The sequence below is a fragment of the Paenibacillus harenae genome, from assembly GCF_030812415.1.
GTDB lineage: Bacteria > Bacillota > Bacilli > Paenibacillales > Paenibacillaceae > Pristimantibacillus > Pristimantibacillus harenae_A.
In genome coordinates, this window is the sequence record NZ_JAUSST010000003.1 from 846,048 (window position 1) to 870,231 (window position 24,184).

At 52.1% G+C, this 24,184-nt stretch carries 26 protein-coding genes, 1 pseudogene and 1 other annotated feature; of the genes and pseudogenes, 18 read left to right on the forward strand and 9 right to left on the reverse strand.

The window, feature by feature from the left end; genetic code table 11:
• The first annotated feature begins 303 nt into the window (after positions 1-303).
• The 6 genes from J2T14_RS13915 (at position 304) to J2T14_RS13940 (ending at position 5,427) form a co-directional block, all read left to right on the forward strand.
• Complete coding sequence (locus J2T14_RS13915) at positions 304-708, forward strand: O-methyltransferase (protein WP_307471649.1); 405 nt, start codon at positions 304-306, stop codon at positions 706-708.
• A gap of 133 nt (positions 709-841) precedes the next feature.
• The gene (locus tag J2T14_RS13920) at positions 842-1,513 is read left to right on the forward strand and encodes a response regulator transcription factor (RefSeq protein ID WP_307471651.1); all 672 of its coding nucleotides are present in this window, start codon (positions 842-844) and stop codon (positions 1,511-1,513) included.
• 26 nt (positions 1,514-1,539) lie between these two features.
• Positions 1,540-2,901, forward strand: a complete 1,362-nt coding sequence (locus tag J2T14_RS13925; RefSeq protein WP_307471653.1) for a HAMP domain-containing sensor histidine kinase — start codon at positions 1,540-1,542, stop codon at positions 2,899-2,901.
• A 160-nt stretch (positions 2,902-3,061) separates the two neighbouring features.
• Positions 3,062-3,985: an ABC transporter ATP-binding protein gene (locus tag J2T14_RS13930; protein WP_307471655.1), complete on the forward strand. Its 924-nt coding sequence runs from the start codon at positions 3,062-3,064 to the stop codon at positions 3,983-3,985.
• Entirely contained in the window at positions 3,982-4,698 is a 717-nt protein-coding gene (locus J2T14_RS13935; RefSeq protein ID WP_307471657.1) for an ABC transporter permease, read from the forward strand. The genes J2T14_RS13930 and J2T14_RS13935 overlap by 4 nt, the downstream gene beginning before the upstream one ends.
• A 3-nt stretch (positions 4,699-4,701) precedes the next feature.
• On the forward strand, positions 4,702-5,427 hold the full coding sequence (locus J2T14_RS13940) for an ABC transporter permease (protein ID WP_307471659.1): 726 nt from the start codon (positions 4,702-4,704) through the stop codon (positions 5,425-5,427).
• On the opposite strand, the gene J2T14_RS13945 is transcribed toward J2T14_RS13940, so the two are convergent.
• Together J2T14_RS13945 and J2T14_RS13950 are read right to left on the reverse strand one after the other, a co-directional pair.
• Positions 5,424-6,290 (reverse strand): TIGR03943 family putative permease subunit, encoded by an 867-nt coding sequence (locus J2T14_RS13945; RefSeq protein ID WP_307471661.1) that lies wholly within the window; start codon positions 6,288-6,290, stop codon positions 5,424-5,426. The genes J2T14_RS13940 and J2T14_RS13945 overlap by 4 nt on opposite strands.
• Positions 6,287-7,345 (reverse strand): permease, encoded by a 1,059-nt coding sequence (locus J2T14_RS13950; protein WP_307206831.1) that lies wholly within the window; start codon positions 7,343-7,345, stop codon positions 6,287-6,289. The genes J2T14_RS13945 and J2T14_RS13950 overlap by 4 nt, the downstream gene beginning before the upstream one ends.
• Before the next feature lie 165 nt (positions 7,346-7,510).
• Positions 7,511-7,771, forward strand: a binding site (T-box leader).
• Between the two features lie 75 nt (positions 7,772-7,846).
• On the opposite strand from J2T14_RS13950, the gene trpS reads away from it, so the two are divergent.
• Positions 7,847-8,836 carry a tryptophan--tRNA ligase gene (gene trpS / locus J2T14_RS13955; RefSeq protein ID WP_307471664.1) on the forward strand — a complete coding sequence of 330 codons (990 nt, stop codon included), beginning with the start codon at positions 7,847-7,849 and terminating at the stop codon, positions 8,834-8,836.
• Positions 8,837-8,884: 48 nt separating this feature from the next.
• Here trpS and J2T14_RS13960 read toward each other — a convergent pair whose 3' ends face one another.
• Positions 8,885-9,064 (reverse strand): hypothetical protein, encoded by a 180-nt coding sequence (locus tag J2T14_RS13960; protein ID WP_307206835.1) that lies wholly within the window; start codon positions 9,062-9,064, stop codon positions 8,885-8,887.
• 125 nt (positions 9,065-9,189) lie between these two features.
• Here J2T14_RS13960 and J2T14_RS13965 point away from each other — a divergent pair, with 125 nt between their 5' ends.
• Positions 9,190-9,405 carry an alpha/beta-type small acid-soluble spore protein gene (locus J2T14_RS13965; RefSeq protein ID WP_307471666.1) on the forward strand — a complete coding sequence of 72 codons (216 nt, stop codon included), beginning with the start codon at positions 9,190-9,192 and terminating at the stop codon, positions 9,403-9,405.
• Positions 9,406-9,536: 131 nt separating this feature from the next.
• Here the strand turns inward: J2T14_RS13965 and J2T14_RS13970 are convergent, their stop codons facing one another.
• A complete protein-coding gene (locus J2T14_RS13970) occupies positions 9,537-10,523 on the reverse strand; it encodes a metal-dependent hydrolase (protein ID WP_307206839.1) in 987 nt (328 codons plus the stop codon).
• Positions 10,524-10,602: 79 nt separating this feature from the next.
• On the opposite strand from J2T14_RS13970, the gene J2T14_RS13975 reads away from it, so the two are divergent.
• On the forward strand, positions 10,603-10,902 hold the full coding sequence (locus J2T14_RS13975) for a hypothetical protein (RefSeq protein WP_307471668.1): 300 nt from the start codon (positions 10,603-10,605) through the stop codon (positions 10,900-10,902).
• Here the strand turns inward: J2T14_RS13975 and gerQ are convergent.
• Positions 10,899-11,516: a spore coat protein GerQ gene (gerQ, locus tag J2T14_RS13980; RefSeq protein ID WP_307471670.1), complete on the reverse strand. Its 618-nt coding sequence runs from the start codon at positions 11,514-11,516 to the stop codon at positions 10,899-10,901. The two genes, J2T14_RS13975 and gerQ, sit on opposite strands and share 4 nt — an antisense overlap.
• 167 nt (positions 11,517-11,683) lie before the next feature.
• A complete protein-coding gene (locus J2T14_RS13985) occupies positions 11,684-12,106 on the reverse strand; it encodes a cell wall hydrolase (RefSeq protein WP_307206845.1) in 423 nt (140 codons plus the stop codon).
• A 267-nt stretch (positions 12,107-12,373) separates the two neighbouring features.
• Between J2T14_RS13985 and cyoE the strand changes: the two genes are divergently transcribed.
• Both cyoE and J2T14_RS13995 read left to right on the forward strand, forming a co-directional pair.
• Positions 12,374-13,240 (forward strand): heme o synthase, encoded by an 867-nt coding sequence (cyoE, locus tag J2T14_RS13990; RefSeq protein WP_307206847.1) that lies wholly within the window; start codon positions 12,374-12,376, stop codon positions 13,238-13,240.
• Positions 13,241-13,263: 23 nt separating this feature from the next.
• Positions 13,264-13,875, forward strand: coding sequence for an SCO family protein (locus J2T14_RS13995; protein WP_307206849.1), 612 nt, complete (start codon positions 13,264-13,266; stop codon positions 13,873-13,875).
• A gap of 17 nt (positions 13,876-13,892) precedes the next feature.
• Here the strand turns inward: J2T14_RS13995 and J2T14_RS14000 are convergent.
• From J2T14_RS14000 to J2T14_RS14010, 3 genes and pseudogenes are all read right to left on the reverse strand, one after another.
• Positions 13,893-14,263 (reverse strand): annotated as a pseudogene (locus tag J2T14_RS14000) (toprim domain-containing protein).
• 153 nt (positions 14,264-14,416) lie between these two features.
• Positions 14,417-14,539, reverse strand: coding sequence for a sporulation protein YjcZ (gene yjcZ, locus J2T14_RS14005; RefSeq protein ID WP_307206850.1), 123 nt, complete (start codon positions 14,537-14,539; stop codon positions 14,417-14,419).
• Between the two features lie 153 nt (positions 14,540-14,692).
• Positions 14,693-15,871 (reverse strand): MFS transporter, encoded by a 1,179-nt coding sequence (locus J2T14_RS14010; RefSeq protein ID WP_307206852.1) that lies wholly within the window; start codon positions 15,869-15,871, stop codon positions 14,693-14,695.
• A gap of 159 nt (positions 15,872-16,030) precedes the next feature.
• Here J2T14_RS14010 and J2T14_RS14015 point away from each other — a divergent pair, with 159 nt between their 5' ends.
• The 7 genes from J2T14_RS14015 (at position 16,031) to J2T14_RS14045 (ending at position 23,963) form a co-directional block, all read left to right on the forward strand.
• Positions 16,031-16,480, forward strand: coding sequence for a hypothetical protein (locus J2T14_RS14015; RefSeq protein ID WP_307206853.1), 450 nt, complete (start codon positions 16,031-16,033; stop codon positions 16,478-16,480).
• Positions 16,481-16,551: 71 nt separating this feature from the next.
• Complete coding sequence (locus J2T14_RS14020; protein ID WP_307471672.1) at positions 16,552-17,718, forward strand: transglutaminase domain-containing protein; 1,167 nt, start codon at positions 16,552-16,554, stop codon at positions 17,716-17,718.
• Positions 17,719-17,756: 38 nt separating this feature from the next.
• Complete coding sequence (locus tag J2T14_RS14025) at positions 17,757-19,847, forward strand: peptidoglycan D,D-transpeptidase FtsI family protein (RefSeq protein WP_307471674.1); 2,091 nt, start codon at positions 17,757-17,759, stop codon at positions 19,845-19,847.
• A gap of 534 nt (positions 19,848-20,381) precedes the next feature.
• Complete coding sequence (locus tag J2T14_RS14030; RefSeq protein ID WP_307471676.1) at positions 20,382-21,305, forward strand: metal ABC transporter solute-binding protein, Zn/Mn family; 924 nt, start codon at positions 20,382-20,384, stop codon at positions 21,303-21,305.
• A gap of 31 nt (positions 21,306-21,336) precedes the next feature.
• Positions 21,337-22,149: a metal ABC transporter ATP-binding protein gene (locus tag J2T14_RS14035; RefSeq protein WP_307471678.1), complete on the forward strand. Its 813-nt coding sequence runs from the start codon at positions 21,337-21,339 to the stop codon at positions 22,147-22,149.
• Positions 22,150-22,152: 3 nt separating this feature from the next.
• Positions 22,153-23,094, forward strand: coding sequence for a metal ABC transporter permease (locus J2T14_RS14040; RefSeq protein ID WP_307471680.1), 942 nt, complete (start codon positions 22,153-22,155; stop codon positions 23,092-23,094).
• A complete protein-coding gene (locus J2T14_RS14045) occupies positions 23,091-23,963 on the forward strand; it encodes a metal ABC transporter permease (RefSeq protein WP_307471683.1) in 873 nt (290 codons plus the stop codon). The genes J2T14_RS14040 and J2T14_RS14045 overlap by 4 nt, the downstream gene beginning before the upstream one ends.
• Positions 23,964-24,184: the final 221 nt, after the last annotated feature.

A 24,184-nucleotide genomic window follows, 5' to 3' on the forward strand; every position in this document is an offset into this window, starting at 1 on the left:
TTAGAAAATGATACCATTTAAAGAGTATTAGATAAGTATTTAATCCTGCAATGAAGTTCTTCGTAGGTTTAATGCACTAACTTCGAATCATAAACTTAATATATCTTTTATGGAAATAATAAGTTTATACTGGTGATAAAAAGCTTAATCAGAGCGTTGTGAAGACGATATTTAGTCGAAAACGATCGTAAATAGTAATATTTTCTCAAACTTTGTATTGTAAATGGGTCATATTGCATATATAATATGCCTTGTGAACTATACATAAAAATATGACAATAATTAATAAGGAGGAATGTTTGTATGGAATTGGATTCTATGCCGCTTGCCCGTCAAGTTGATTTTGTATTTCGTAAGCTAGAGGGGGAGCTCACGAATGCAACAGCAGGAACAGTATTGATTCATATTCGAAATAACGCAATTGGCAAGTTCGGTCTTCGGCATCACCCCATCGAGAGCAGGAACGGCAAGTTCGAAAGCGAAGGAAAAGGGCTCACGCAATCGCAGGTGCAGGACTTCCGCAAGATGGCGATCGAGGCGCTCAAGTTCCGAAGAGATTGGACGCATGGCGAGATTATGTATGATTTTTCGGTTCGGCCCAGCGCCGGTTCCTGGTCTGCAAGCATTCTATACGAATCTAACTATAATATGGCGAATTGGAATACCCGCTTCGTGCCTAAGCATCATGATCTAAGGGAATGGCAATAATAAAGCGCAGGGCTGTCTGCTTATATGCAGGCGGCCCTTTATATTTAAACGAAATTTAACTTCACATTCGGGGAAGCCTTGGACTATGATAGGTTTGATCATGTCATGCTCGGAATCGAGGTTTTTAATCGTTATGAAACAGGTACTGTATATAGAAGACGACAAGGAAATCGGGGCCTGGGTCAAGGAGGATTTGGAGCGTCGCGGCTATACGGTGGATTGGCTGCTTGCCGGGGATACCGCTATGGATCGTGTCATTGGGGCCGACATTGTTCTGTTGGACGTCATGTTGCCGGGCCTTGACGGCTTCACGATCGGGCAGCGGCTGAAGAAGGAAGCGCCGCAAGTGCCGATTCTCATGTTATCCGCCCGAACGGCGGTAGACGATAAGCTGCAAGGGCTGCGCTTCGCGGACGATTACTTGACGAAGCCGTTCCATCCCGATGAGCTGGCTGCGAGATTGGACGTACTGCTGCGGAGATACGGGCAGCCGTTGGAGCTGGAGATCGCATGCGGTCATTTGATTATCAAGCCGCAGCAGCAGGCGGTATACGATGGACGAACCGGGGGCGAAATATCGCTGACGCCAAAGCAGCTTCAAATCCTGTTCTATTTTCTCGATAATCCAAACCGCATTCTGACGAAGGAGCAAATTTATGAAGCGGTATGGGGGGATCCGTATATGGACGGAGACAAGACGGTCATGGTCCATATCCGTTATCTTCGCGAGAAGATTGAGGACGATCCAAGCAATCCGCTTATTATCGAGACGATTCGTGGAATCGGATACCGGGTGAAGCGATGAATCCGTCCAACTATCGGCCGAGGGGGATGACCTTGAAGCGTTCGCTGCTGTCGAGGTACATGCTGATCGTATTAAGCGCGATCATGATTCTTCCGATATCGCTGCCTGTCGTATCGGTCGTCGCCTTTTTGCAAGGCGGAGGCAAGGTGGCGGATACGGAGGATTCGAAGCTGTACCGCGATGGCAACCGATTAGAGTCGATGTGGCACATGGAGGCGGCTAAGCTGGGCAACCGATCGCCTCAGCAAATCGATGCCGCTCTAGAACGAAAGAAAACCGAATACCCGAAGGCCGAGCTGTTCTGGGTCGACGGCAGCGGGCATACCAGGCTTCAGCTTCCTGAGACTGGGCAGTTACCCGATCAATGGAGCGCATCGTATACGGTTCAATATATGAAGCAAGGCGTAAGCGCCGACGACTTCACGATCGTGGCGTTCATCGGCGGTAGCCAGTCGGAAGGCTTTATGGTTTTCAAAATACCTAGGGTGCTTATGCAATCCGGAGCAGCTGAAGCTTCCAAATCGATAGGGCCTATATTTGTCATCGTCGTTTTGATCGTGCTTGCGATCTTTTTATTCATTTCGCTTCTTTTCTTCTACGGCATTCGTAAGCGACTCGTTCGTTTGCAGGCGGCGATGGCAATTCCGGCAGGCAACGGCATACCGGCTCCTGTCGCCACGAACCAACCGGATGAAATCGGTCAGCTTGAACTCGCGTTTAACGAGATGGTGGGCAAGCTGGAGGCAAGCCGCGAACGCGAGGCGAATGAGGATGGGCTGAGACGCGATTTGATCGCTAGACTGTCGCATGATCTAAGGACGCCGCTTACGGCCATTAGAGCGCATGCGTTCGGGCTGAAGCAGGAGAGGTTGACCGAGGAAGGACGGCAATCGCTGCAATTGATCGACCGCAAGATTGAGTATGTAAGCCAATTAATCGAGAATTTGCTTTCCTTTACGCTGCTGGAGTCGGGCAAATATCCGTATCGGTCGGAGCGTATCGATATCGTCCGTTTGGCGAGAGCGTCGATAGCCGGCTGGTATCCCGCATTCGAGCAGCAGGGCTATGAGATCGACATCAACTTGCCGGAAGCGCAGATCTATTGGTTTGTCGATCCGGAATGGATGGAGCGTGTTCTCGACAACTATTTCCAGAACGTTCTACGGCATGCGAAGTCGGGGGGCTACGTTGCGCTGCGAATAAGCGGAGAGCATGGCGGCCGATTGACGATCGCCGATCGCGGGCCGGGGATGGCGGAGACGTCGGATGAGCGAGGCGCGGGCATCGGACTTGCGATCGCTTCGTTGATGCTGGAGGAGATGGGGCTGTTCAGCGAGATTGTAAGCGGCAGCGAAGGAACGTTTATTCATATCGGAACGAAATCATAGGAAGGCGGAAGTCGCATAGTCATATGCGGCTTTTTTTCTTCCGCCACTAATCAACGGAAATAGGATCAATGCGTCCGTGGACGTTTTAAGCGAAACTTAACCTTGCCGCTCCTCTTGTCTTAACCTTGCGTCGTTAAGATGAATGCAGAGGTGATAAGCAATGACAACGAATAAGGAAACGATATTGGAAACGAGCGGGCTTACGAAAAAATTAGGCGGAAAGCCCGTCGTGAAGGACGTTAATCTAAGAATCGGGCGCGGGGATATATACGGCTTTCTTGGTCCGAACGGAGCCGGGAAGACGACGACGATCCGCATGCTGCTCGGTCTTGCGAAGCCGACAAGGGGATCGATCCGCATATTCGGCAAAGACATTAGCAAGGATCGGCTGGCGATTCTGCGCAGCGTCGGTTCGCTTGTTGAATATCCTTCGTATTACGGGCATCTGAATGCGATCGAAAATTTGGAGGCGGTGAGACGGCTTCTGACCGTACCCAAAAATCGGATCGACGAGGTGCTGTCGGTCGTCCGTTTGACGAAAGATGCGAAACGTCCCGTCAAAGGATATTCGCTCGGGATGAAGCAGCGGCTTGGCATCGCGACGGCATTGCTCGGCAACCCCGAGCTGCTCGTGCTCGACGAGCCGACGAACGGCCTCGATCCGGCCGGCATATTGGAAATCCGGGAGCTTATTAAGAGCTTGCCGAAATCGCATGGCGTCACCATACTTATTTCCAGTCACCTGCTGTCCGAGATCGAGCAGATGGCAACGCGCGTAGGCATCATTGCAAAGGGCAGCTTGATCTACGAGGATCGGATCGAGAAGCTTCGCGAGCGCTCGCAAGGGCATATCCACCTTGGCGTAAGCGAACCCGAAGAGGCGTGGAAGCTGCTCAGCGCAAGCGGCGTCAAAGCTTCGCTGGTTGAAGGCAAACTTACCGTCGCTGAGAAGAATAATGCGGCAATCGCCGCTATCGTAGCGAGGCTCGTTGGCGAGCGCCATCAAGTATACCGCGTGGAGGAAGAGAAGGTATCGCTGGAGAGCATATTCCTCGATATGACGGGCGTGGAGGGTAGCTTATGATGCTGCGAATCATGTCTGTCGAGTTCTTGAAGCTAAGGAGGAAGCTCGTTTGGCTGCTTGTTCTATTAGGGCCGCTTGGCGTCGTGGCCTTGCAAGCGGTCAACTTCGGGCTTCGGTACGATTATTTGACCAAGCAGTATGCCGACGACCTATGGGGCGGTTTGATCGACAACGTCTCTATGCTAATGTTGCCTACTTTGTTTATCGGCCTAACGATTCTTGCCTCCATGACGGCAGGCATTGATCATCAGATGAATACGTGGAAGCAGACGCTGGCGCTTCCAGTTAACAGAGCTAGTATATTCGCCGGCAAGTTTGCGGTGACCGCCATATTGCTGCTGTGCTCCAGCACGCTTCTGGTACCGTTCACCCTTCTGCTAGGCTTCTTGCTCGACTTTGGCTTCGAGGAATTGCCGCTTGCTGACTTGGCGATGACGGTGTATTACCCGTTCCTAGCCATTATGCCTTTCATCGCTCTGCAAGTATGGCTGTCGGTTGCCATGCACAATCAGGCGCTGCCGCTAACCGTGGGCATCATCGGTATGATTGCGGGTATGTTCGCCTCCCAGTTTCCGGACTGGATGCCGTGGAAATGGCCTTCTCTCATCAATGATCGGGATATGCCGCTGTATTCGGTAGGAGCAGGCTTGACGCTTGGACTCATCGTCATGCTCCTTGGCATGTGTCAGTTCGTTAGAAAGGATGTGCGGTAGACGATGATTGGTATGATACGTTCGGAATGGATCAAGCTTAGGCGATCGGTCGTCTGGCTGCTTGCGGCCGTCAGCCCGCTATTCGTCGCTGTCATTGGCATGGTGGAGCTGGAGAAGGAAGCGGATTTCCCTTGGGTAGCGGTGCTGTCGATTGCGTCTGCGCTGCATGCGATGCTGTTCCTGCCTTTACTTGTCGGTATATTCTCCGCGCTCGTATGCAGGTATGAGCATGCCTCCGGCGGCTGGAAGCAAATGCTGTCACTTCCGGTCTCGAGAATGCAAGTATACGCCGTCAAGCTTGGCATGGTCATGCTGCTGATTGCCGTAACGCAGCTGCTGTTGCTGCTGTTCGTATTGCTGCTTGGCTTCATGAAGGGATTCGGGGGTGACATTCCATGGTCGTTGCTGATGAAATCGATGCTTGGGGGTTGGGTCGCTTGTCTGCCGCTCGCAGCGCTGCAGCTATTCGTGTCGATTGCCTTTCATAGCTTTGCGACGCCGCTGGCAGTCAATGTCATTCTAACGCTGCCGAATATGCTGATCGTGAACTCGTCCCAATACGGCCCCTATTACCCGTGGGCACAGCCGATGCTGGCCATGATGCCGCGCGAGGACTATGGGTTCGGTGCGTTCAACTTGTCAATGGAGACGCTGTTTATCGTCGTATTGGGCAGCTTCTGCGTGTTCGGGCTAGCGGGCTTGATCTATTTTCAGAAGAAATCCGTTTAGTACGCGAATTCCAGATCCGGATAAACGTAAGGCGATTCCGGTGCTTCGATTCGTTCAATCTTGGTTGCTTCGAGCGTGATGATCTCGTTATCCATGTAGCTGGTGGTCTTAAGCGTACCCTTGACGGACACCCATTCATCGGACCCATACTCGTTAGCGTTGGGCCATTCGATCATAAGTCCGTAAGGCAAGGCGTCGGCCGAGCAGCAATTCATCGCGAAGCGGCTGACCGCGAATCGTTCCTTGCCCATCTCGTCTTCCCGGTAGACGAAGCCTGAGAGGACGACCTCTTTGCCCACGAAAGCTTCCCGGTACAAATCAAGCGTCGTTAACGTCTCGATAAACTGCTTCTCGGGCACTTCTATCGTGGGCAGGGAATATAAAATTTTGCCATATTGGGCATGATCGATCGTATATTCGTCGGCAGGGAACAGCGCATCTAGCGTCTTTTCTTCCGATATAGGCGCGGGGGAAACTTCCGGCTTTCGTTCGAACGAAGGACTTCCCGATAAGCTCACGCCCTTCTTGGCCGCAAGGGCGCTGCCGAGGGTCCCGGTCGGCGCAAGGAATCCGAGCGCGAGCGGGAGGATGAACAAGCCATAGATAAGCGTGTTCTTGGCAATCGAGGGAGAGGGCTCGTGGTCATGCTCGCAGTTGCAGTCTGCCTCATGCTTTCCCATGCGTCTCTGCAGAGCGGCATAAACCTGATAGATCGCCGCGGCATATAAGCCGATAGCAGATAGCTTCACATAGGGCTCCATGCGGGGAGCGATATAAAGCGTCATTTCTCCCGTCTTGAACAAATAAACGATAAATAAGGCAAAGCCGGTCAATATCGCCGCGCGCAATAGATGATGGATCATAGGAATACCTCCGTTAACCAGGCCCCTAAGAATGTAAGCGAGGCCGTTAATACGATGAGAGCCAATACGATTCTGAAGCGGAACGTCGAAAGCAGCATCAGCGTGTTCTTCAAATCGATCATCGGACCGAATACGAGAAAGGCAAGCAGTGGACCAAAATCGAATATGCCGCTGAATGAGGAAGCGATGAAGGCGTCGGATGTCGAGCATATCGATAAAATGAAGGCGAAGCCCATCATGAACAGGTAAGAGAATACCGGCTGCTCCGCGAATACGGCAAGCGTGCTACGATCAACTGCCGTCTGGATAATGCCGGTAAGCAGCGCGCCGAAAATCAAATATTTGCCCATCTCGAAAAATTCATCGGATGCATGCGCCATCGTCGATTTGATCCTGGCACGGAAACCCTTGCCGCTCGCGCCATGCTCATGGCTGTGGTGATGATGGTGATCAGCATGATCTTGATCATGTCCGTGATTGTTCGCGGCAGTAACGCCGGCATGCGCGGCCATTCCCTTAAGCGGGCTGCGCTTCATGAATTTGTAGAGAAGCAATCCGACAATGACGGATACGGCGAAAGCTAGTCCCATTCGGGCGAAAGCCATCTCCGGCGTCGTTCGGAACGCAGCGTACGTAGAGGTGTATACGATCGGGTTCACGATTGGTCCGGCGAGTAAGTAGACGATTCCGATATATGCGGGCATTCCTTTGCGGATCAGTCGTCTGACGACCGGGATCATGCCGCATTCGCACAAAGGGAATAGAAGGCCGAGCAACGCGCCGAACAGTACGCCGGCGACAGGATTTTTCGGCGTTATGCGCTGGATGAGCTCGTCCGTTACGAATACTTGCAGCAGCGCCGAGAAGAGGACGCCAAGCAGGATGAAGGGAAAAGCCTCTAGTATGATGCTGATGAACAATATTTTGAACGACTGAAAGTTGGCCTCCGTAAAAATGGCTGTCGGCAGTTCGCGATTGGTGACGATCAAGGCGAGCATGATTAGGCAGCCAACGCCTAGGACCGGCGTTCCGAAACGAAATAACCATTTAAGCATGCGCTGCGTCCCTCACTTTAATAATAAACAGTAATTATTACGATTACTAGACTTAATATAGCATATGCTTCCTTTTTTGACTATAGGACAACTTTATTCGCTGCCGACATCCTGTCTGGCGGCGCTTGTCTTCTTGACATTGATGTCAGCACGAGTATAATCAGTTTAAATGCGATGATGGGAACAAGTAAGCTTGAGGCGTATTGCGCGCAGAGAGCCGGTGGTAGCTGCGAACCGGTGCAATCCTCGAAGCCGAATGGAACCCGGAGCCGATGTGCGGAACCGGTAGCTGCAGCTCTGCCGAATATGTTCATCCGGGTAGCTCCCCGTTACGGAGCCATAAGGTTTGCGCGGCATTCACCCCTGCATTAGGGTGACGGGCCGAGCAGACGAATTAGGGTGGCACCACGATCTCTCGTCCCTTGCGGCGAGGGCTTTTTTGCGTTTATTCAAAAGTGCGGATTCGACAAAAACGATAGCCATAAGAAAGGCGGAGTTGAAATGAAAAAGGTTCTTTCGGGTATACAGCCAAGCGGACAGCTTACGCTCGGAAACTATATCGGGGCGTTGCAAAACTTTGTAAAGCTCCAGCATACGGAGGAATGTTTCTTTATGATCGTGGACCTGCATGCGATCAGCGTACCGCAGGATCCGGCAAATCTAAGAGAGCAGACCGAAGCGGTAGCGGCGTTATTCATCGCGTCGGGCATCGATCCGTCTAAAGCGACCGTCTTCGTCCAATCCCACGTACGCGAGCATGCGGAGCTCGGATGGTTGTTTACGACGCTTGCCAACATGGGCGAGCTTGAGCGGATGACGCAATTCAAGGACAAATCGTCCGGCAAGGAATCCGTTGGAGCGGGGTTGTTCGTCTATCCGACGTTGATGGCGGCCGATATATTGTTGTATAATGCGGATCTTGTGCCGGTCGGCGACGATCAGAAGCAGCATCTCGAATTGACGAGAGACTTGGCGCATCGCTTTAATACGCGCTTCGGCTCGTACTTCACGGTACCGGAGCCGTATATTCCAAAGGTAGGCGCCCGCATTATGTCGCTGGACGACGCGAGCAAGAAGATGAGCAAGAGCAACCCGAATCCGGGCAGCTTCATCGCTCTGCTCGATCCTCCCGACGTCATCCGCAAAAAAATTAGCAGAGCGACAACCGATTCAGGTCGCGAAGTGAAGTACGATCCGGCGAATAAGCCGGAGATAAGCAATCTGATGGGCATCTACTCGCATTGCGCGAACATCAGCATTCCGGAGATCGAGGCTCGTTACGAGGGGCAAGGTTACGGACCGTTCAAGAAGGATCTGGCTGAGCATGTCGTTTCCGTGCTTGAACCGCTGCAGAACAAGTATCACGACATTCGAAATTCAGGCGAGATTCATAACATATTGAAGCAAGGCGCCGAGCGTGCGACTGCAGTCGCTTCCCGTACGCTAGCGGATGCTAAGGACCTCATGGGTTTCTTGCGTCCTCGGAGCTAGCTTGCTAACGCTGTTATAAGACAGTAACAAGGCTGACGCCCTGCAGCGTCAGCCTTGTTGCTGCTTGCGGCGCAAGCGTGCCTTGACGATAAAACCGGCGGCGGTGGTGAACAACCATAACAGGCCGAACAATAGGACCAGCCAGCCGCTATGGCTGATGGATATAGCCATTGCGCTCATCCAGATAACGGATAGGATAGCGAAAAATAAGGATAGCTGCTTGGACATGACGATTATCTCTCCTTCAAAAACTTTGATCATATTTTTTCGAACAGAGAATAGTTTCTCTTCCCGTGCACATAATAAGTTTGCACCACACATTCAAGCGCAGGAGACGAAAGGAGAAATACCTCATGGCAGGAAGCAGAAGCAATACACTGATCGTTCCACAAGCAAGTCAAGCTCTTAATCAAATGAAGCTGGAAGCTGCACAAGAACTCGGTGTAACACTCCCGTCAGATGGCTATTACGGTAACATTTCATCTCGTGAAGCGGGCTCCCTTGGTGGCTACATCACGAAAAAGCTCGTCCAAATTGCTGAACAACAGCTTTCTGGCGGCTTCCGTTAAGCGCTTCTCATACATGAAGGACAAATGGAGTTCAAGGGCAGCCTTGAGCTCCTTTTTATTTTGCGATTTATTCAATCGAAAAAAACAAAAGCCCCTTCTATTATGCAGCAAGGGGCTGTACACAATCAATATTAATACGTATCCATACGCAACCGCTTCATAAGCCGTTCGTCGCTGAGCCAGCCGACATACGAGCCGATCGTCTCGTACTTCCGATTCATGAGCAGGACGCCCACGAACGGATATTGCTTGCGGTGCCGATAGCGAACGTCCGACCACCTGACCTCATAGCCCCAGCTATGCTCTCGAACATCCGCGCAAGCGAAGCTTGTGAAGTACAAAAAGGATCGAATGGCAGGCTCGTTCTTGGACAGCTCGACGGCTGGATGCTCCGAGCATTTAACCCGGTCAAGCCATCGCAGTTCGCCATTTCGCATCGCCCCGATGACGAAGCCGCCGTCCTTCGCCTGCTTGACTACGTTCCAGATCGAGAGCGATATGGTTGGTATCGCCATATACGAATCGCCTTTCGTATGCTCCTTGTCCAGCTTCGCGATCCTGGCAATCGTACCGCGCTGAGCGAAAGTCCGCCATACGAAATAGACGGCGGTGAACAAGTACAACAGAGGGAACAGCAGAGCGGGATTTACGAGTTCGGCAGCCCAGAGTAAAATAGCTATAATGTGGGTTGTAAAGATGACCGGGTCGAAGATATGAATAATGTTCCACGAAATCCACTTATCGGTAAAGGGTCGCATCGCCTGCGTACCGTAGGTGTTGAACAAATCGGTGAAAATGTGAATGATTACCGCCAGCAACACCCAGCCGCCGATATGCAGCCATGGCAGCGAGCCCCGATAAAGCAATTGAAGGACGGCCGTAATGAGAATGGTCCAAATTGCGATGGCCGGCAAGGAATGAGAGGCGCCCCGATGGTTCTTAATGTAGACGGCATTTCCCTTGAATCGCAGCAATCCGTCAAGATCGGGAGCCTGGGAACCGGCAATGGTACCAAGCAAAACGGCAGTCTGAATTGACGGGTTAGCGGCAACGACGGGATCTACGGCGGCAAGTCCGGCTAGTCCGATTCCCATAACGAGATGTGTTCCTGTATCCATAAGAAGCCCCCTGATGTATATTGCGGATCAATTCGTTCAGTAATAGTATGGTCTAATCGACAAAGGAGTATGATGCCCTGTGTACATCTGTTTCGCCGAATATCGCATTAAAGACGAGCACCGCAAGCAATATTTGGATTATACGCAAGCTTTGCTTAAGGACGAAGAACGCATTCAATTATATGAAGGAACAGATCAGCCGAATTTGTTCGTCGAGGTATGGACGGCTTCCACAGCCGAACTAGCCGAGCAAATGAAAGAAGAACGCTGCAGTGAGCGTTCTTCTTGGTATCGAATCGTAGGTTGGGTTGAAGGAGGCGCCGGCAAGCTCCACGTATGGACTTTCAAGCCGGCGCATGCACCCCTAATTGCTGGTTAACGTCCGAGCGGAGTGGCTGAGCTGACAACGGTGCCTTGGAACGGATACTCGTAAGCGATAGGCTCGTCGAATGTCACATAGTCTAGGTTAAGCGTCAGCAGCAAGAAGCGCATACCCGTCGTCGGATCGCTAATAATAATATGATCTCTTCCAGCCGCTTCGATAATGCCTTTGAATATCTTCGCGTTCCACTGGCTGTTGTTCTCGTAAGTCATGTAGAAGGTAGCCGCTTTGCCGCGGTTGAGGCGCAGGATGTTCTCGACATACGACTCTTCTACGAACGGAGAAACGATGTTGCCGCCGGAAGGCGTTACGATGGATCCGCTTGGCACGCCGGTGGGCGGCATTTGCGATTGTCCCGTCATCGGTTGGTTACCCATCCCATGCATCGGCATGGCTTGGTTGCCCATTGCTTGAAGAGGCATGGCTTGATTGCCCATCGCCTGAAGAGGCATGGTTTGGTTGCCCATTGCTTGAAGAGGAAAAGCTTGATTACCTTGTTGAGCCGGCAGCGTCATCGGCATTTGCGTGCCGTAACCGCCGTAGCCGCCATAGCCGTAACTGCCTGTATTCACCGGGCTTACAGCTGTTTTGTACCCATAACCATTGGACATTTCGAGATCTCCTCGCTTTCGTGTGCTTAATTATATTTTTCCACATAAGAATGCCTAAGTACTTTACTGCGGCAAAGCGGAAAGTAAATCATTCTTATTGGCGATAAAAACGTTTATGCTTACGAAGCGAGTTTGCTTCGCAAACTTGCAGTTCGCTCGAGTTTTTCTCAATAAACGGATGGACAATCGCTGCGCGTCGGCACGAAGAAGCAATGCGCTTTAAATCGGCCGCTGTTGCTTTGGTCGTACCACGTGTTCGGGCAAGCGCCCGTGGGACGGAAGAACCAAAGCGCGTTCGACGCTGGATGCTGTCTTTCCCCGTTGATTATTCGGTTGGCTAACCGAATATCTTTGTCTCTTGCAGCCTGATAGAAATACCCTTTTTGCGTTGCCTCGAATCCGCCGGGTCTTTGAAACACCATTTGCGGAATCGAACGAATGTTTCTGAAATCCAAGCAATTGCCGCGCACGCGGTTAACGCCGACGTTGCCGACCATAAGCATGCCGAGCTCGCCTTCGCCCTCCGCTTCCGCACGCATGAGCCGGGCTAACATTTTCGTTTCCTCGGCATTCGTTTTAATAACGGCCATAGGCTTGATTGTCCACTTCCCTTCGCATCCTGTCAAAACGGTTTAATACGCGAAAATCGTATAGGCATCGAACTACATACCCATTGTATTGAGAGCTGGGCGAATTGGTTACAAAAAGAATTGTCACAATTTGAGTGGCGAATTCATGAACAAAGCCGTCGAACATTGTCATCGAGAGTGTTTTTCGGTATGATTAAAAACGATTCATCAATGATTGATAGGCGCGAAGGTCCGCGTCTTGTCGCATAACTCGGGAGGCTTTGCTTTGTGCTGAAGGACTTGATTGCTTTAACGAAACCGCGGCTGCTTCGGCTTAATATTTTTGCTGCACTAGGCGGGTTTATCGTTGGTTCCAAATGGGACTTCGATATGGAAATGTTCCTGCTGCTCATATTCATGCTTATCGGATCGACGCTGACGATTGCTTCAGCGACCGTCATCAACAATTATTGGGATCGCGAGCTCGATCTGAAGATGGAACGCACGAAAGACCGCGCGCTTCCTACCGGAAGAATGAAGCCGGGAACCGTGCTCTCATACGGCATTATCCTAGGCGTCGTTGGACTGGCTGTTCTATTTGGACTCGTTAGCCCGCTAACGGGCTGGCTCGGACTGCTTGGCTGGTTCGTATACATCGTCATCTATACGATGTGGCTCAAAAGGAGCTCGACCTGGAGCACCTCCATTGGAGGCATATCCGGAGCGATGCCCCCGGTTATCGGGTATTGCGCGGTAACAGGCGAGGTCGATGCCGGTGCTTGGATATTGTTCGCATTCCTATTTCTATGGCAGCCGGCACATTTCTGGTCGCTTGCCATTAGAAGGGTAGAAGAATATCGAGAGGCGGGTTTCCCGCTGCTTCCGGTCGTGAAGGGGATTAAACGGACGAAGCTTCAAATGATTCCTTATGTACTGCTCCTAATACCGACTTGCGTGCTGCTCTATACTTACGGCTACGCCGGCATTTACTTTTTGATTATTTCCATCCTCTGCGGCGTTGTATGGCTCGTGCATACGCTGCGCGGCACAGCGGCGAAGGACACAGAGAAATGGGCGAAGACGAATTTTCTTATTTCGGTTAATTATTTAATGGTTGTATTTATCGCGATGATTGCGAATACGACCTGGTCATAATAGAAGATGAAGGTGATAGGCACATGGTTTTTTTGAAGAAGCATAGTTTCAAGATCGCTGTACTCGCGTTATGCGCGGCAATGGGCATTTATTTATTACTTACGTATGTCATTAAGCCGGAAGCTCCGCTGCCGGTTGAGATGGCGGCTCCTGCTTTCGAATTGACCGATGTGGATAACGGGGACAAAGTATCGCTGGAGTCGACGAAAGGCAAAGCGCGAATCGTTTACTTCTACTTCGCGAATTGCCCGGACGTATGTCCGCCGACGACCTTCATGCTGTCGGAGGTCCAGGAGAAGCTGGATAAGGCAGGCACGCTCGGCACGAAGGCCGAACTTATATCGATCACGTTCGACCCGGTAAGGGATACGCCGGAAGTCATTAAAGCTTTCGCCGAGAGAAACTTCGTACAGCCGGAGGGCTGGAAGTTCCTGCGCGGCGATGACGAGGAGCAGACGATCAAGCTCGCCAGAGACTTCGGCGTTAGCGTCGCAAAGTCCCCGGACGGCACGTTCGCCCATATGAACGTCATTACGATCGTCGATCAAGACGGGCAAATTCGCAAGTGGATTAACGGCAGCGACGAGAAAGTTACCTCGGACACGATCGTAGACGATCTGAACAAACTGCTGTAGAAGATAAGGCAGTGTCGTTAGAATTCATCCTTGTTCCACATCAAAGCGGGATCCGGCGCAGGGTATGCAATATGCGCTTCGAGGCCCGCTTTTTCCAATTGCTCGATCAAATAATCCTCGGGCGTATGCTCGACGCCGGGATAGCCCTTGCGCGTATAGATATGCTCGGCATCCGGGAACAGATCGCGCAGCATGCCGCGAATGCGCTTGCCCGATGCGTCATTGTCGGTAAATATGTATACTTGTTTATCGCCTGCTTGCTTGCGCAGCTTCTCAAGCGCGCAGAACCCGGCGTCCCGAACGTGCAGTAAATGGGGACGTTGCCGGACAGCACGCGCCGCAACCGGCTCTTGTCGTTTTTTCCTTCTACAATGATGGCAACATCCATCGCGTTCACCTCGTTATCGGCAGTTACTTTCGGATGAAGAGCTGGGCCGGGCGCAAGGCTTGCCCCCCTCTATTCTAAGTGACCTCCGTACGAAAATAAAGGCGGCCCGCTCAGCGCGGGGCCGCCTCTTCGCGTGCCGGGGTTGAAGCTGATTTACCACCAGCAAGCACACGCTATAATAACGAGCAAGATAAACAAGACTAGAATAGTTGCGATGTTGTTGCCGCCGCGATGTCCATAGCCTCTTTCAGCCGATTCAACCTGTCCTCCAGACATCTTATGATTCACCCCTCTTTCATAGATCGAGGTCAATGAAGCTTTCAACCTGCATGGTTGCCTATTGATAGGCGCCGATCATGCCGGTCTGGTCATTTGACACACTGTATTGTATGTGCGGAGGGAACAAACGCCGTGTGCGAATACCCACTTTTACGAAAAATAGGTCCGCGACGCCAGAAATCTCGAGTTGTAGAACGGCAGGACGGCTACGGCAAGCATTAGCGCGACGAACGCGATGAAATAGGGCGAGAGCTGTTCGCGCAGCTGGCCCGCGGCCATCGGACCGATGAATGCGCCGATGGAGAAGGCGATCGACAGAATGGAGAAGGTGCGGCCATACCTCGCACCGCCGCTTAGCTCGATCAAGAGCGTCGAAAGCGCCGGCAATATAATGCCCTTGGCCATGCCGATCAGCAGCAGCATGACTGTGAAAGGGGCCGAAACGTTCGCTGCCAGGCAGAAGTAGATGACGGCGAGCAGGAATGCGCCCCATAACGTTCGCTGAAACGCGGAGATCCGGTTGAGGAACAGCATGCTGAGCGTGATGAGCGCGCCGATGCTGACGACGGAGAACAGCAGGCCGGTCGTCATGATCGAAGCCTGCGACTTCGCCATGAGCGGAAGCTCGAACGACAATATGCCTTGCGAGCAGCTGGTCGCAATAGGCAGCAGGAAGACAAGCCAAGGAATCGGCGTACTCTCGCCCAGCGGAGGCTGCGCCGACTTCGGCTTATTGCCTTCTTCCTCCGTGCTCGTCTTGGCCGGCAGGGGGGAAGCGTTCATCCGCTTGTCGCTGATGAAGAAGACGGCGCACACGGCTGTAACAATCAAGATCCAGCCAAGCAGCGTGAATGCGGTCGTGAAGCCGATCTTCGCGACAAGATAAGCGCCGGCAGCCGGCGAGACGACCGATGCGAGCGTATGGACGAGGCCGTTGCCTGCCATTAGCTTGCCTTGCTCCGTAATATTGTTCGAAAGGCGCGCAAGCAGCGCCAGGCAGGCAGGAGACAGGAAAGCGAGCACGAAGCCGCTAATGGAGCGAAGCACGAGGAGCTGCCAAGGATCTGTCACCTGCGATTGGAAGAGGAGAATAATACCGGCGGCGAGCAGGCTGAACACGATAAACAAGCGGCTTCCGAACCGATCCACGCCATAACCGGCAATGAGATTTCCAGGCAGGTGGGTAATCGAATACATTCCCATCATGAGCCCGATGAAAGAGGGAGCCGCGCCAAGCGAGATGGCGAACGGCGTCAATATCGGGTATTGCGCATGCAAGTCGAAAAAAGCGACAAACAAAAATAAATAGAGCCAAATGGCTGTCTTCACACCGTTATCCTCCTTGCCCATTTGCATTATAACTACTTGTACGTAAACAATGGACAGGATATGTCTGGTTAAAGTGGAAGGAAGCGTTTACGGTATATAAGACGTAGGGTATAATGTTTTGTAATAGCTTTTGGTACGAGGTATAATGGAGGGGATCGTATGGATTTTTTGGATTTTTCGGCGTATGACGTAGACACATGGACATCTTTTTTGAAAGACAATTGGCTCGTTCTCGTCCTTGCGCTTGTCGCGCTGCTGATCATCGTGCGCATTGTAAGAACGGTCGTGAAATGGGCGATCGTCGCGGTTATCGTCGTAGGCGTCGTTCTCTATAGCGGTTATACGATGGACGATCTGAAAGTAATCAGCACGAAGGTCGTGGATAGCGCGAAGCAAGAGATCATGGGTGCCATGACGGGCGATGCGAAGGATGCTGAGTTTATTAGCAACGAGGACGGCTCGTATACGATCAAGACCAAGAACCTGGAGCTTAACGGCAAACCAGGCGACAACGAGGTTACGGTATCCTTCCGGGGCGCTCCCAAAATAACGATCGAGGTCGATAGCACGATACAAGCCTTTATCGATCAAGCCAAGAACAACGGCTAATTCATCCCCTTTGACCAGCTTGGGAACGGATGGCAAGGCAATACCGGCATCGCTGTAAGAAAGGAGAGATTATGTTCGATTGGATGATGCGGTTCGATGAGCTGGAGCCCGTTGCGATCATTGCTCTTCTGCTATTGCTTGTTTCATTATTGCAAGGGATAAGGAGGGGCGCGTCGGGTTCTGCGAAGCGTCTTTTCTTTTTTGTATGGGAAGGCATTGTCGTTATTGCGGGACTGATCATCGCCGGACAGCTCGCGGGATGGGCTTCCCCTGCTGTCGCCGAGTGGCTGACCCGGGTCGTTGAAGTGCCGGCTAATGAGCTCGGAAACGTGCAGCAAGCGTGGTTCACGCTGCTGACAAGCTTAAGGGATTTTGCGCTGCTCAGGTACGGGGTGCTGTTCCTGCTCTTCTATCTGATCTTCAGAGCGATTGCCGGCTTCGCTGAGCCGCTGTTCAGCTATGCATGGAGCAACCTCGTGCAGTCGAAGCAGAGCAGCGCTCTGGACGAGCTTCCCGGACGCCGCTATGCAAGCAGGGCAACGGGTGCGCTTATTGGCGCCGTACATGGCGCCGGAAGAGCTTTTCTCTTCATTGCAACATTATTCATCTATGTTTCGTTATTGCCTAATGGTTGGTACGCGGATAAGATTTCGGAATCTCCCCTGTACCGGGAGGCCGCGTCCATGCTGGCTCCGGTCGCGGGCGATATGCTGGAAGGACAAGGCCCGGTGCTTGCCGAGGCGGTAGAGGCGCAATTCCGCCAAATATTGCAGCGTAAATACGAGATCATCGATTATGCCGTACCGGATGATATTGCGGAAGCTGCATTATTCGTTACGAAGGACGCCGGCTCGGATGAGCAGAAGGCGCGCCTCCTGTACGAGTGGCTCGGTACGCGCATCGAGTACGACTGGGACAAAGCCGACAACTACGTTGAGCGCGGCGTATGGAAAGAACAGACGCCTGCGGACACGTTCGCTACTCGCAAAGGCGTATGCATTGATACGGCAAGACTATATGCCGTGATGGCACGTACCGCAGGACTTGATGTACGCGTCGTGACGGGTCTTGGCGCCGATGGCAGCGGCGGCTTCGGGCCGCATGCCTGGAATGAAGTGAACATTGGCGATGGCGAAGACAAATGGATTCCGCTAGATGCGACATGGGCTTCCTCGGGCGATTGGTTTAACTCGCCAGGCTTCGAGCAGACGCATATTAGGGAAGCTGCAGCGATATAATGGAATGTCGTATTTTTTTATGATTATGAGGTGAAAGCATGCAGGACGATCCGCAAAAGCGGGAGATATTGAACAGGCGCAATTTTTCATTCCGGCTTAATTTGTTTTTCTTCATTACATTCGTTTTATTCAGCGTCCTAATCGTTAAGCTTGCCATATTGCAGTTCGTAGAAGGTCCGACGCTTAGTGCCGAAGGAGCCGCGAAAGGAACGCGCAACGTCGCGATGCCGCCTATACGGGGCAATATATACGATTCTACCGGACATGCGATCGCTTATTCGACATCTACGCAATCGCTCTATTACAGCATACAACCGGAGTTGAAACGTGCGGACGCTATTGAGAAGGCGAAAGAGATGGCGGTCGAGCTGGACAAAGTGTTTACCAAATACGGCGATCCGGAGTCGGCGATGACGGTAGACGATATTATCCGCCAAATGGATTTGGAATTTAAACGAAATGTCATTTCGACGCCTAGGCGTATCAAGTCCAATCTGACGAATAAGGAAATCGCTTATTTTATGGAAAATAAGACCTCCTTCAAAGGTATCGACATTATGGAGGAGAGCATCCGCAACTACGATAAGAGCTCGATCGCCGTTCAATTGGTAGGCTACTTGAAGAAGTACAGCGGCGTGCGCCTCGACAGCGAGTTCTATAATGAGAAGATGAAGATAACCGATCCGACTCTTAAATATTTGGAAGAGGAAGACGTCGGCTTCGGAGGCATCGAGCTTATGTATCAGGATGTCTTGCGCGGGACGAACGGTCTGAAGTCGTACCCGGTCAATAATCGGGAAATTATTATCGGGCCGATGGAAATCACGAATCCGCAGAAAGGCTCGGACCTTTATCTGACGATTAACAAAAACGTTCAGTTGAAGACGGAGCAAGCGATCACCGATCACATCAAAAAAATATCGACCTCCTCCAACTCCTATGAGCGTGCCGAATATGCCAAAACAGGTTACGCGGTGGCGATGGAAGTCGATACCGGCAAAGTCGTCGCGATGGCGAGCATGCCGGATTACGATCCGAATATTTGGTCGGGCGGAAGAATCAGCAACGAAGATTACGAAAATATCGGGAACAGGCTGCAGAACGGTACGATCTCGACCGTATATGCCGACTACAAGACGGAGAAGGAAAGAAACGACCATCCATCGTCGATTCTGCCTCCGGGCTCGACCATGAAGCCGTTAACCGTGCTGATTGGACTTAATGAGGGCTTATTCACGCCGTCGACCCGTTATACGGATACCGGGGTATTTTCTTTCGGCCGCGAAGGCTACGAGCGTTTCATTAAAAACTCCTTGAATCACGTCTACGGCAGTATCGACGGCGCAGGCGCAATCGCTAAATCGTCCAACCCGTTCATGGCGTCTATGGTGGGCAATAAGCTGTATATGCGCGGCGATGTGAATGGCAAGAGCAGCGTCGAGATCTGGGACGAATACATGAAGCAGTTCGGTCTTGGCGTTCTGACCGGCAGCGGCTTGCCGAATGAATCGAAGGGCATTATCGAGTACTTCAAGGAAGCGCAAAGCGGCAGCTCGCAATCCGCGCTTATATTCGCCTCCTTCGGGCAGCAGGGTCGTTATACGACGCTTCAGCTGGCGCAATACGTGTCGATGCTTGCCAATCGAGGCAAGCGGATGAAGCCGCAGTTCGTGAATGAAATCAAGGATTCGGACGGCAACGTCATTCAGGGCTTCACGCCGGAAATCTTGAACACGATCGACATTCCCGAGCAATATTGGAAAGAGATCGAAGCAGGCATGTCCGAGGTTAAGTCGGAAGGCTTCGAGGGCGTTGATTACACGTATAGACGGAAGACCGGTACGTCCGAGCAGGACGTCGCTACCCGCCGCGCGGAGAACGCGGTGTTCATCGCTTATGCGCCCGCCGACAAACCTAAGCTTGCGGTTGCGGTAGTCGTGCCGGACGGCGGCTTCGGCGGCTACGGCGCATCGCCGATCGCGCGTCAAATCTTCGACGCGTATGACCAAGAAGTCGGACTGTACGGCGTACCGAAGAAGAAGACGGCCGCTAACACGGTTGATACAAGCGGTCAGGCGAACGCCGGAACAGACAATGCAGCAGCCGGAACAGCGGGCAATGCGGAATAACTCTAAATAATAAACTGCCCCTCTGCATCCATCGAATGGATGCAGAGGGGCAGTTTTTTGTTTACCGCTGTTATCCATTGAATTACAGGAGAAGCTCATGTTAATTTTGCATGAACACCCGCCGATTAACGATTAACGGGAGGAGCTCCAGTTATTTTGACGACTTCTATTCAATCAATAGAAAAGCAGATAATTAACTGGAAGAACTCCATCTATTCACTCAAAGTGTTGATATCGGCCAGTCATAACAGGAGAAAATCCAGTTATTTGACCAGCCACACGCCAGCTTTACTCGTTAGCGCGGGAAAAGCTTGAAAAAATAAATGTTGCACGAGAGAAACATTTTTGTGTATTATAAAAAAAGAGGCACTGAGCTAAATAATATTCTCAGGGTAAAATAATGTTCACAAGGGAAACTTGTCCGAAGACAATAACGTGAAATTCAACAATGAACAATCAATTTTCGAAACTCGAAAGGGAGGATGCAACATGCGCAAGTATTCAAAATCCAACTCAGCAATCAAGAGGTTTATCATGACGATCATATTTCTGACAGTTACGGCGCTCGCCGTATCGGCATGCGGCGGAACTTCCGCGAATCAAGGGGGGGATAGCGACGGAAAGCTGAAGGTGACGTCTACGATCGGCATGATTAACGATGTCGTCAAGCAGGTCGGCGGAGATCATGTCGATGCTGCCGCCTTAATGGGCTCCGGCATCGACCCCCATCTCTATAAGGCGTCCCAGGGCGATGTGAAGAAGCTTGATGATGCGGACATCATTTTCTACAACGGTTTGCATCTCGAAGGAAAGATGGCGGAGATGTTCGAGCAGCTTGAGAAACGCAAGCCAACCGTTGCCGTATCGTCTTACTTAAAGGAGGAACAACTCCATGCCGATCCCGCTCAGGGCAGCGGTTCGCATGATCCGCATATTTGGTTCAACGTGAAATTGTGGATGTCCGCCGCCGAAGTCATACGCGATACGCTCGCAGAGAAGGATCCGGCTAACGCTGCCGATTATAAGCAGCGCGCCGCCGATTATTTGAAGGAGCTCGAGAAGCTGGACGCTTATGCGAAGGAGCAAATCTCCCTCATTCCAGAGGACAAAAGAATCCTAGTGACGGCGCATGACGCCTTCGGATACTTCGGCGAAGCATACGGGTTAACTGTCACGGGTCTGCAAGGCATGAATACGATGTCTGAGTATGGCTCAAAGGATGTCAGCAAGCTTCGGGACTACTTGGTGGAGAACAAGATAAAGGCGGTGTTCATCGAATCGAGCGTACCGAAGAAGTCGATCGAATCCGTCATTGAAGGCGCTCGCCAGCTCGGTCATGAAGTGAAGGTCGGCGGCGAACTGTATTCGGATGCGATGGGCGACGAAGGAACAGAGGAAGGCACTTATATCGGCATGGTGAAGCATAACGTGGATACGATTGTAAGTGCGTTGAAATAAAAGAGGACCAGAACGAAAGCGAGTGATAAATATGAGCCTTACGAAAGCATTGTCTAAGCCTGCCGGCAGCACGGCAGCACCTTCCCCGTTGTCCGTGAACGGACTGACGGTTGCCTACCAGAAGAAGCCGGTATTGCGCGGCGTAACCTTCGAGATTAACGAGGGTGAGCTGATTGGCGTAATCGGACCGAACGGCGCCGGCAAATCGACGCTTATGAAAGCTGCGCTAGGGCTCATTCCGAGCATTGGCGGCGAGGTGCTCGTATACGGCAAGCCATACAAGGAGCAGCGAAAGCTGATCGGCTACGTTCCGCAGCGGGAATCGGTCGACTGGGATTTTCCTACGAATGCGCTCGATGTCGTTATGATGGGCCGTTACGGCCATCTCGGCTGGTTCCGCCGGCCGGGCGCGAAGGAGAAGGCGATTGCGCTTGAATGCCTAAGCAAGGTCGGCATGGCCGACTTCGCGGATCGCCAGATTAGCCAATTGTCCGGCGGACAGCAGCAGCGCGTCTTCCTGGCAAGGGCGCTGGCTCAGGATGCGAAGCTGTACTTCATGGATGAACCGTTCGCCGGCGTCGATGCGGCAACGGAGAAAGCGATTATTACGCTGCTTCAAGAGCTGAAGCGCCAAGGAAAGACGGTTGTCGTCGTCCACCATGATCTTGCGACGGTACAAGATTATTTCGATTCCGTGCTGCTGCTTAATGTAGAACTGCAAGCCTACGGGCCTACCGAACAGGTGTTTACGCAGGAGCGGCTGCAGCAGACCTACGGAGGCAGACTGGCCTTTCTTGACCGCAGCTTTCAAGTGCCGGCTGCAGACAGCGGAAAGGGCGTGTAGCAGATGGCAAACATTTGGTCGATGATTGCGGATCCGAACATGCAATGGATCTTTCTCGGCTGCACGCTTCTTGGCCTAAGCAGCGGCGTTATCGGCAGCTTCTCCTACTTGCGGAAGCAGAGCCTGATGGGCGATACGCTGGCGCATGCGGCGTTACCCGGCATCTGCATCGCGTTCATGCTTACGGGCATTAAGTCGATCGGGCTATTCCTCATCGGGGCAGGCTTGGCGGGTTTGATTGCCACTTTCGGTATCGGCTATATTACCCGCCATACGAAGCTCAAGCAGGATGCGGCGATGGGCATCGTATTATCGTCTTTCTTCGGTCTTGGCATCGTGCTGCTTACCGTTATCCAGCACGGCAATTACGGCAATCAAGCCGGGCTCGATAAGTTTCTGTTCGGGCAGGCGGCGTCGATGATCGGCTCCGATGTCATTACGATGTCTATTGTCTGTATCGTACTGCTGTCGATATGCACATTGCTGTTCAAGCAATTCAAGCTTATTTCTTTCGATCCGGGCTTTGCGCGCGGTCTCGGCTACCCGGTAGCCGCTCTTGAGCAACTGATGATGCTGCTTATGGTTGTTGCCGTTGTAGCGGGCATTCAAGCAGTCGGCGTCGTGCTTGTGGCGGCACTGCTTATCACGCCTGCCGTCTCGGCAAGGTATTGGACCAATAAGCTTAGCTTAATGGTCATCTTATCCGGTATATTCGGCGCGGCAAGCGGTGCTGTCGGCACGCTGTTCAGCGCTTCGGTATCGAACTTGCCGACGGGACCGGTGACCGTGCTGGCGGCAACGCTCATGTTCGGAATATCGATCTTGTTCGGGCCGCAGCGGGGCATTGTTGCGAAGCGGTTAATGCGGCAACGGGCGAAGCGTCGATTCGCGGTGCAACGAGAGATCTCGATTCACGACAACACGAAGAAGGAGGCGGCGTTATGAGCGACTTCTGGATTATATTGACGGGATCGCTCGTCGCAAGCTGCTGCGCGATTCTGGGCGTTTTCCTTGTCCTTCGCAAAATGGCCATGATCGGAGACGCGATCAGCCACTCTGTCATGCCGGGTATCGTCATCGCTTTCCTGCTGAGCGGATCGAGGGATTCGGTGCTAATGATGTTCGCCGCGCTCGCGTTCGGTTTATTAACGACCTTCCTTATCCAAATGTTCCAGCAAAGCGGCATTCAATCGGATGCTTCGATCGGCGTCGTGTTCACCGCCTTATTCGCGGTAGGCGTCGTCCTCGTCAGCTTGTTCGCCCGCCAAGTGCATCTGGATCAGGACGCGATCTTGTACGGGGAGATCGCTTATGTGCATTGGAACATCTGGGAGCTCGGCGGCGTTAATATGGGGCCCCGGGCGGTTTGGCTGCTCGGCTTCACGCTGATGGTGATCGTCGCGGTCATTAGCCTGTTCTATAAGCAATTCAAGCTTTGCGCGTTCGATCCTGCGCTTGCCGCCGCAATCGGCATTCCTGTCGCGATCTTCCACTATTTACTCATGGGTCTCGTGTCGATGGCAACGGTCAGTTCCTTCGAGAGCGTTGGAGCCATTCTCGTCGTCGGTCTGCTTATTATTCCGGCTTCAACGGCTTACTTGCTCACGGAGCGGCTTGGCATGATGATCGGACTAAGCATCGGGGTAGGCATTGCAAGCACGGTGCTCGGTTATTTGGCGGCCAAAATGCTGGATGCATCGATTGCCGGCTGCATCGTATGCGCTGCGGGCGTTCTGTTCGCGCTAGCGCTGCTATTCTCGCCTTCGCAGGGCATCGTTGCGAAGAAGCTAAGACTTCGCAAGCTTGCGGCTTGAATATAGAAATATGCATGAGGGAAAGCACTCGCAGAATCGGCCTTGCAGCCGCTTGCGGGTGCTTTATTTTGCAAATTTCGACTTTTATGAAACTATCTAATAACGTTTAGAATATTTGGAATATATTTTATTTAGAGGGATAAAGGAGACAGGTGGAGAATGAGTCGATCAAATTCGAATAGAGTTTCGATAGAAGGCTCGGCGCAGTAAGCCGATGAAGT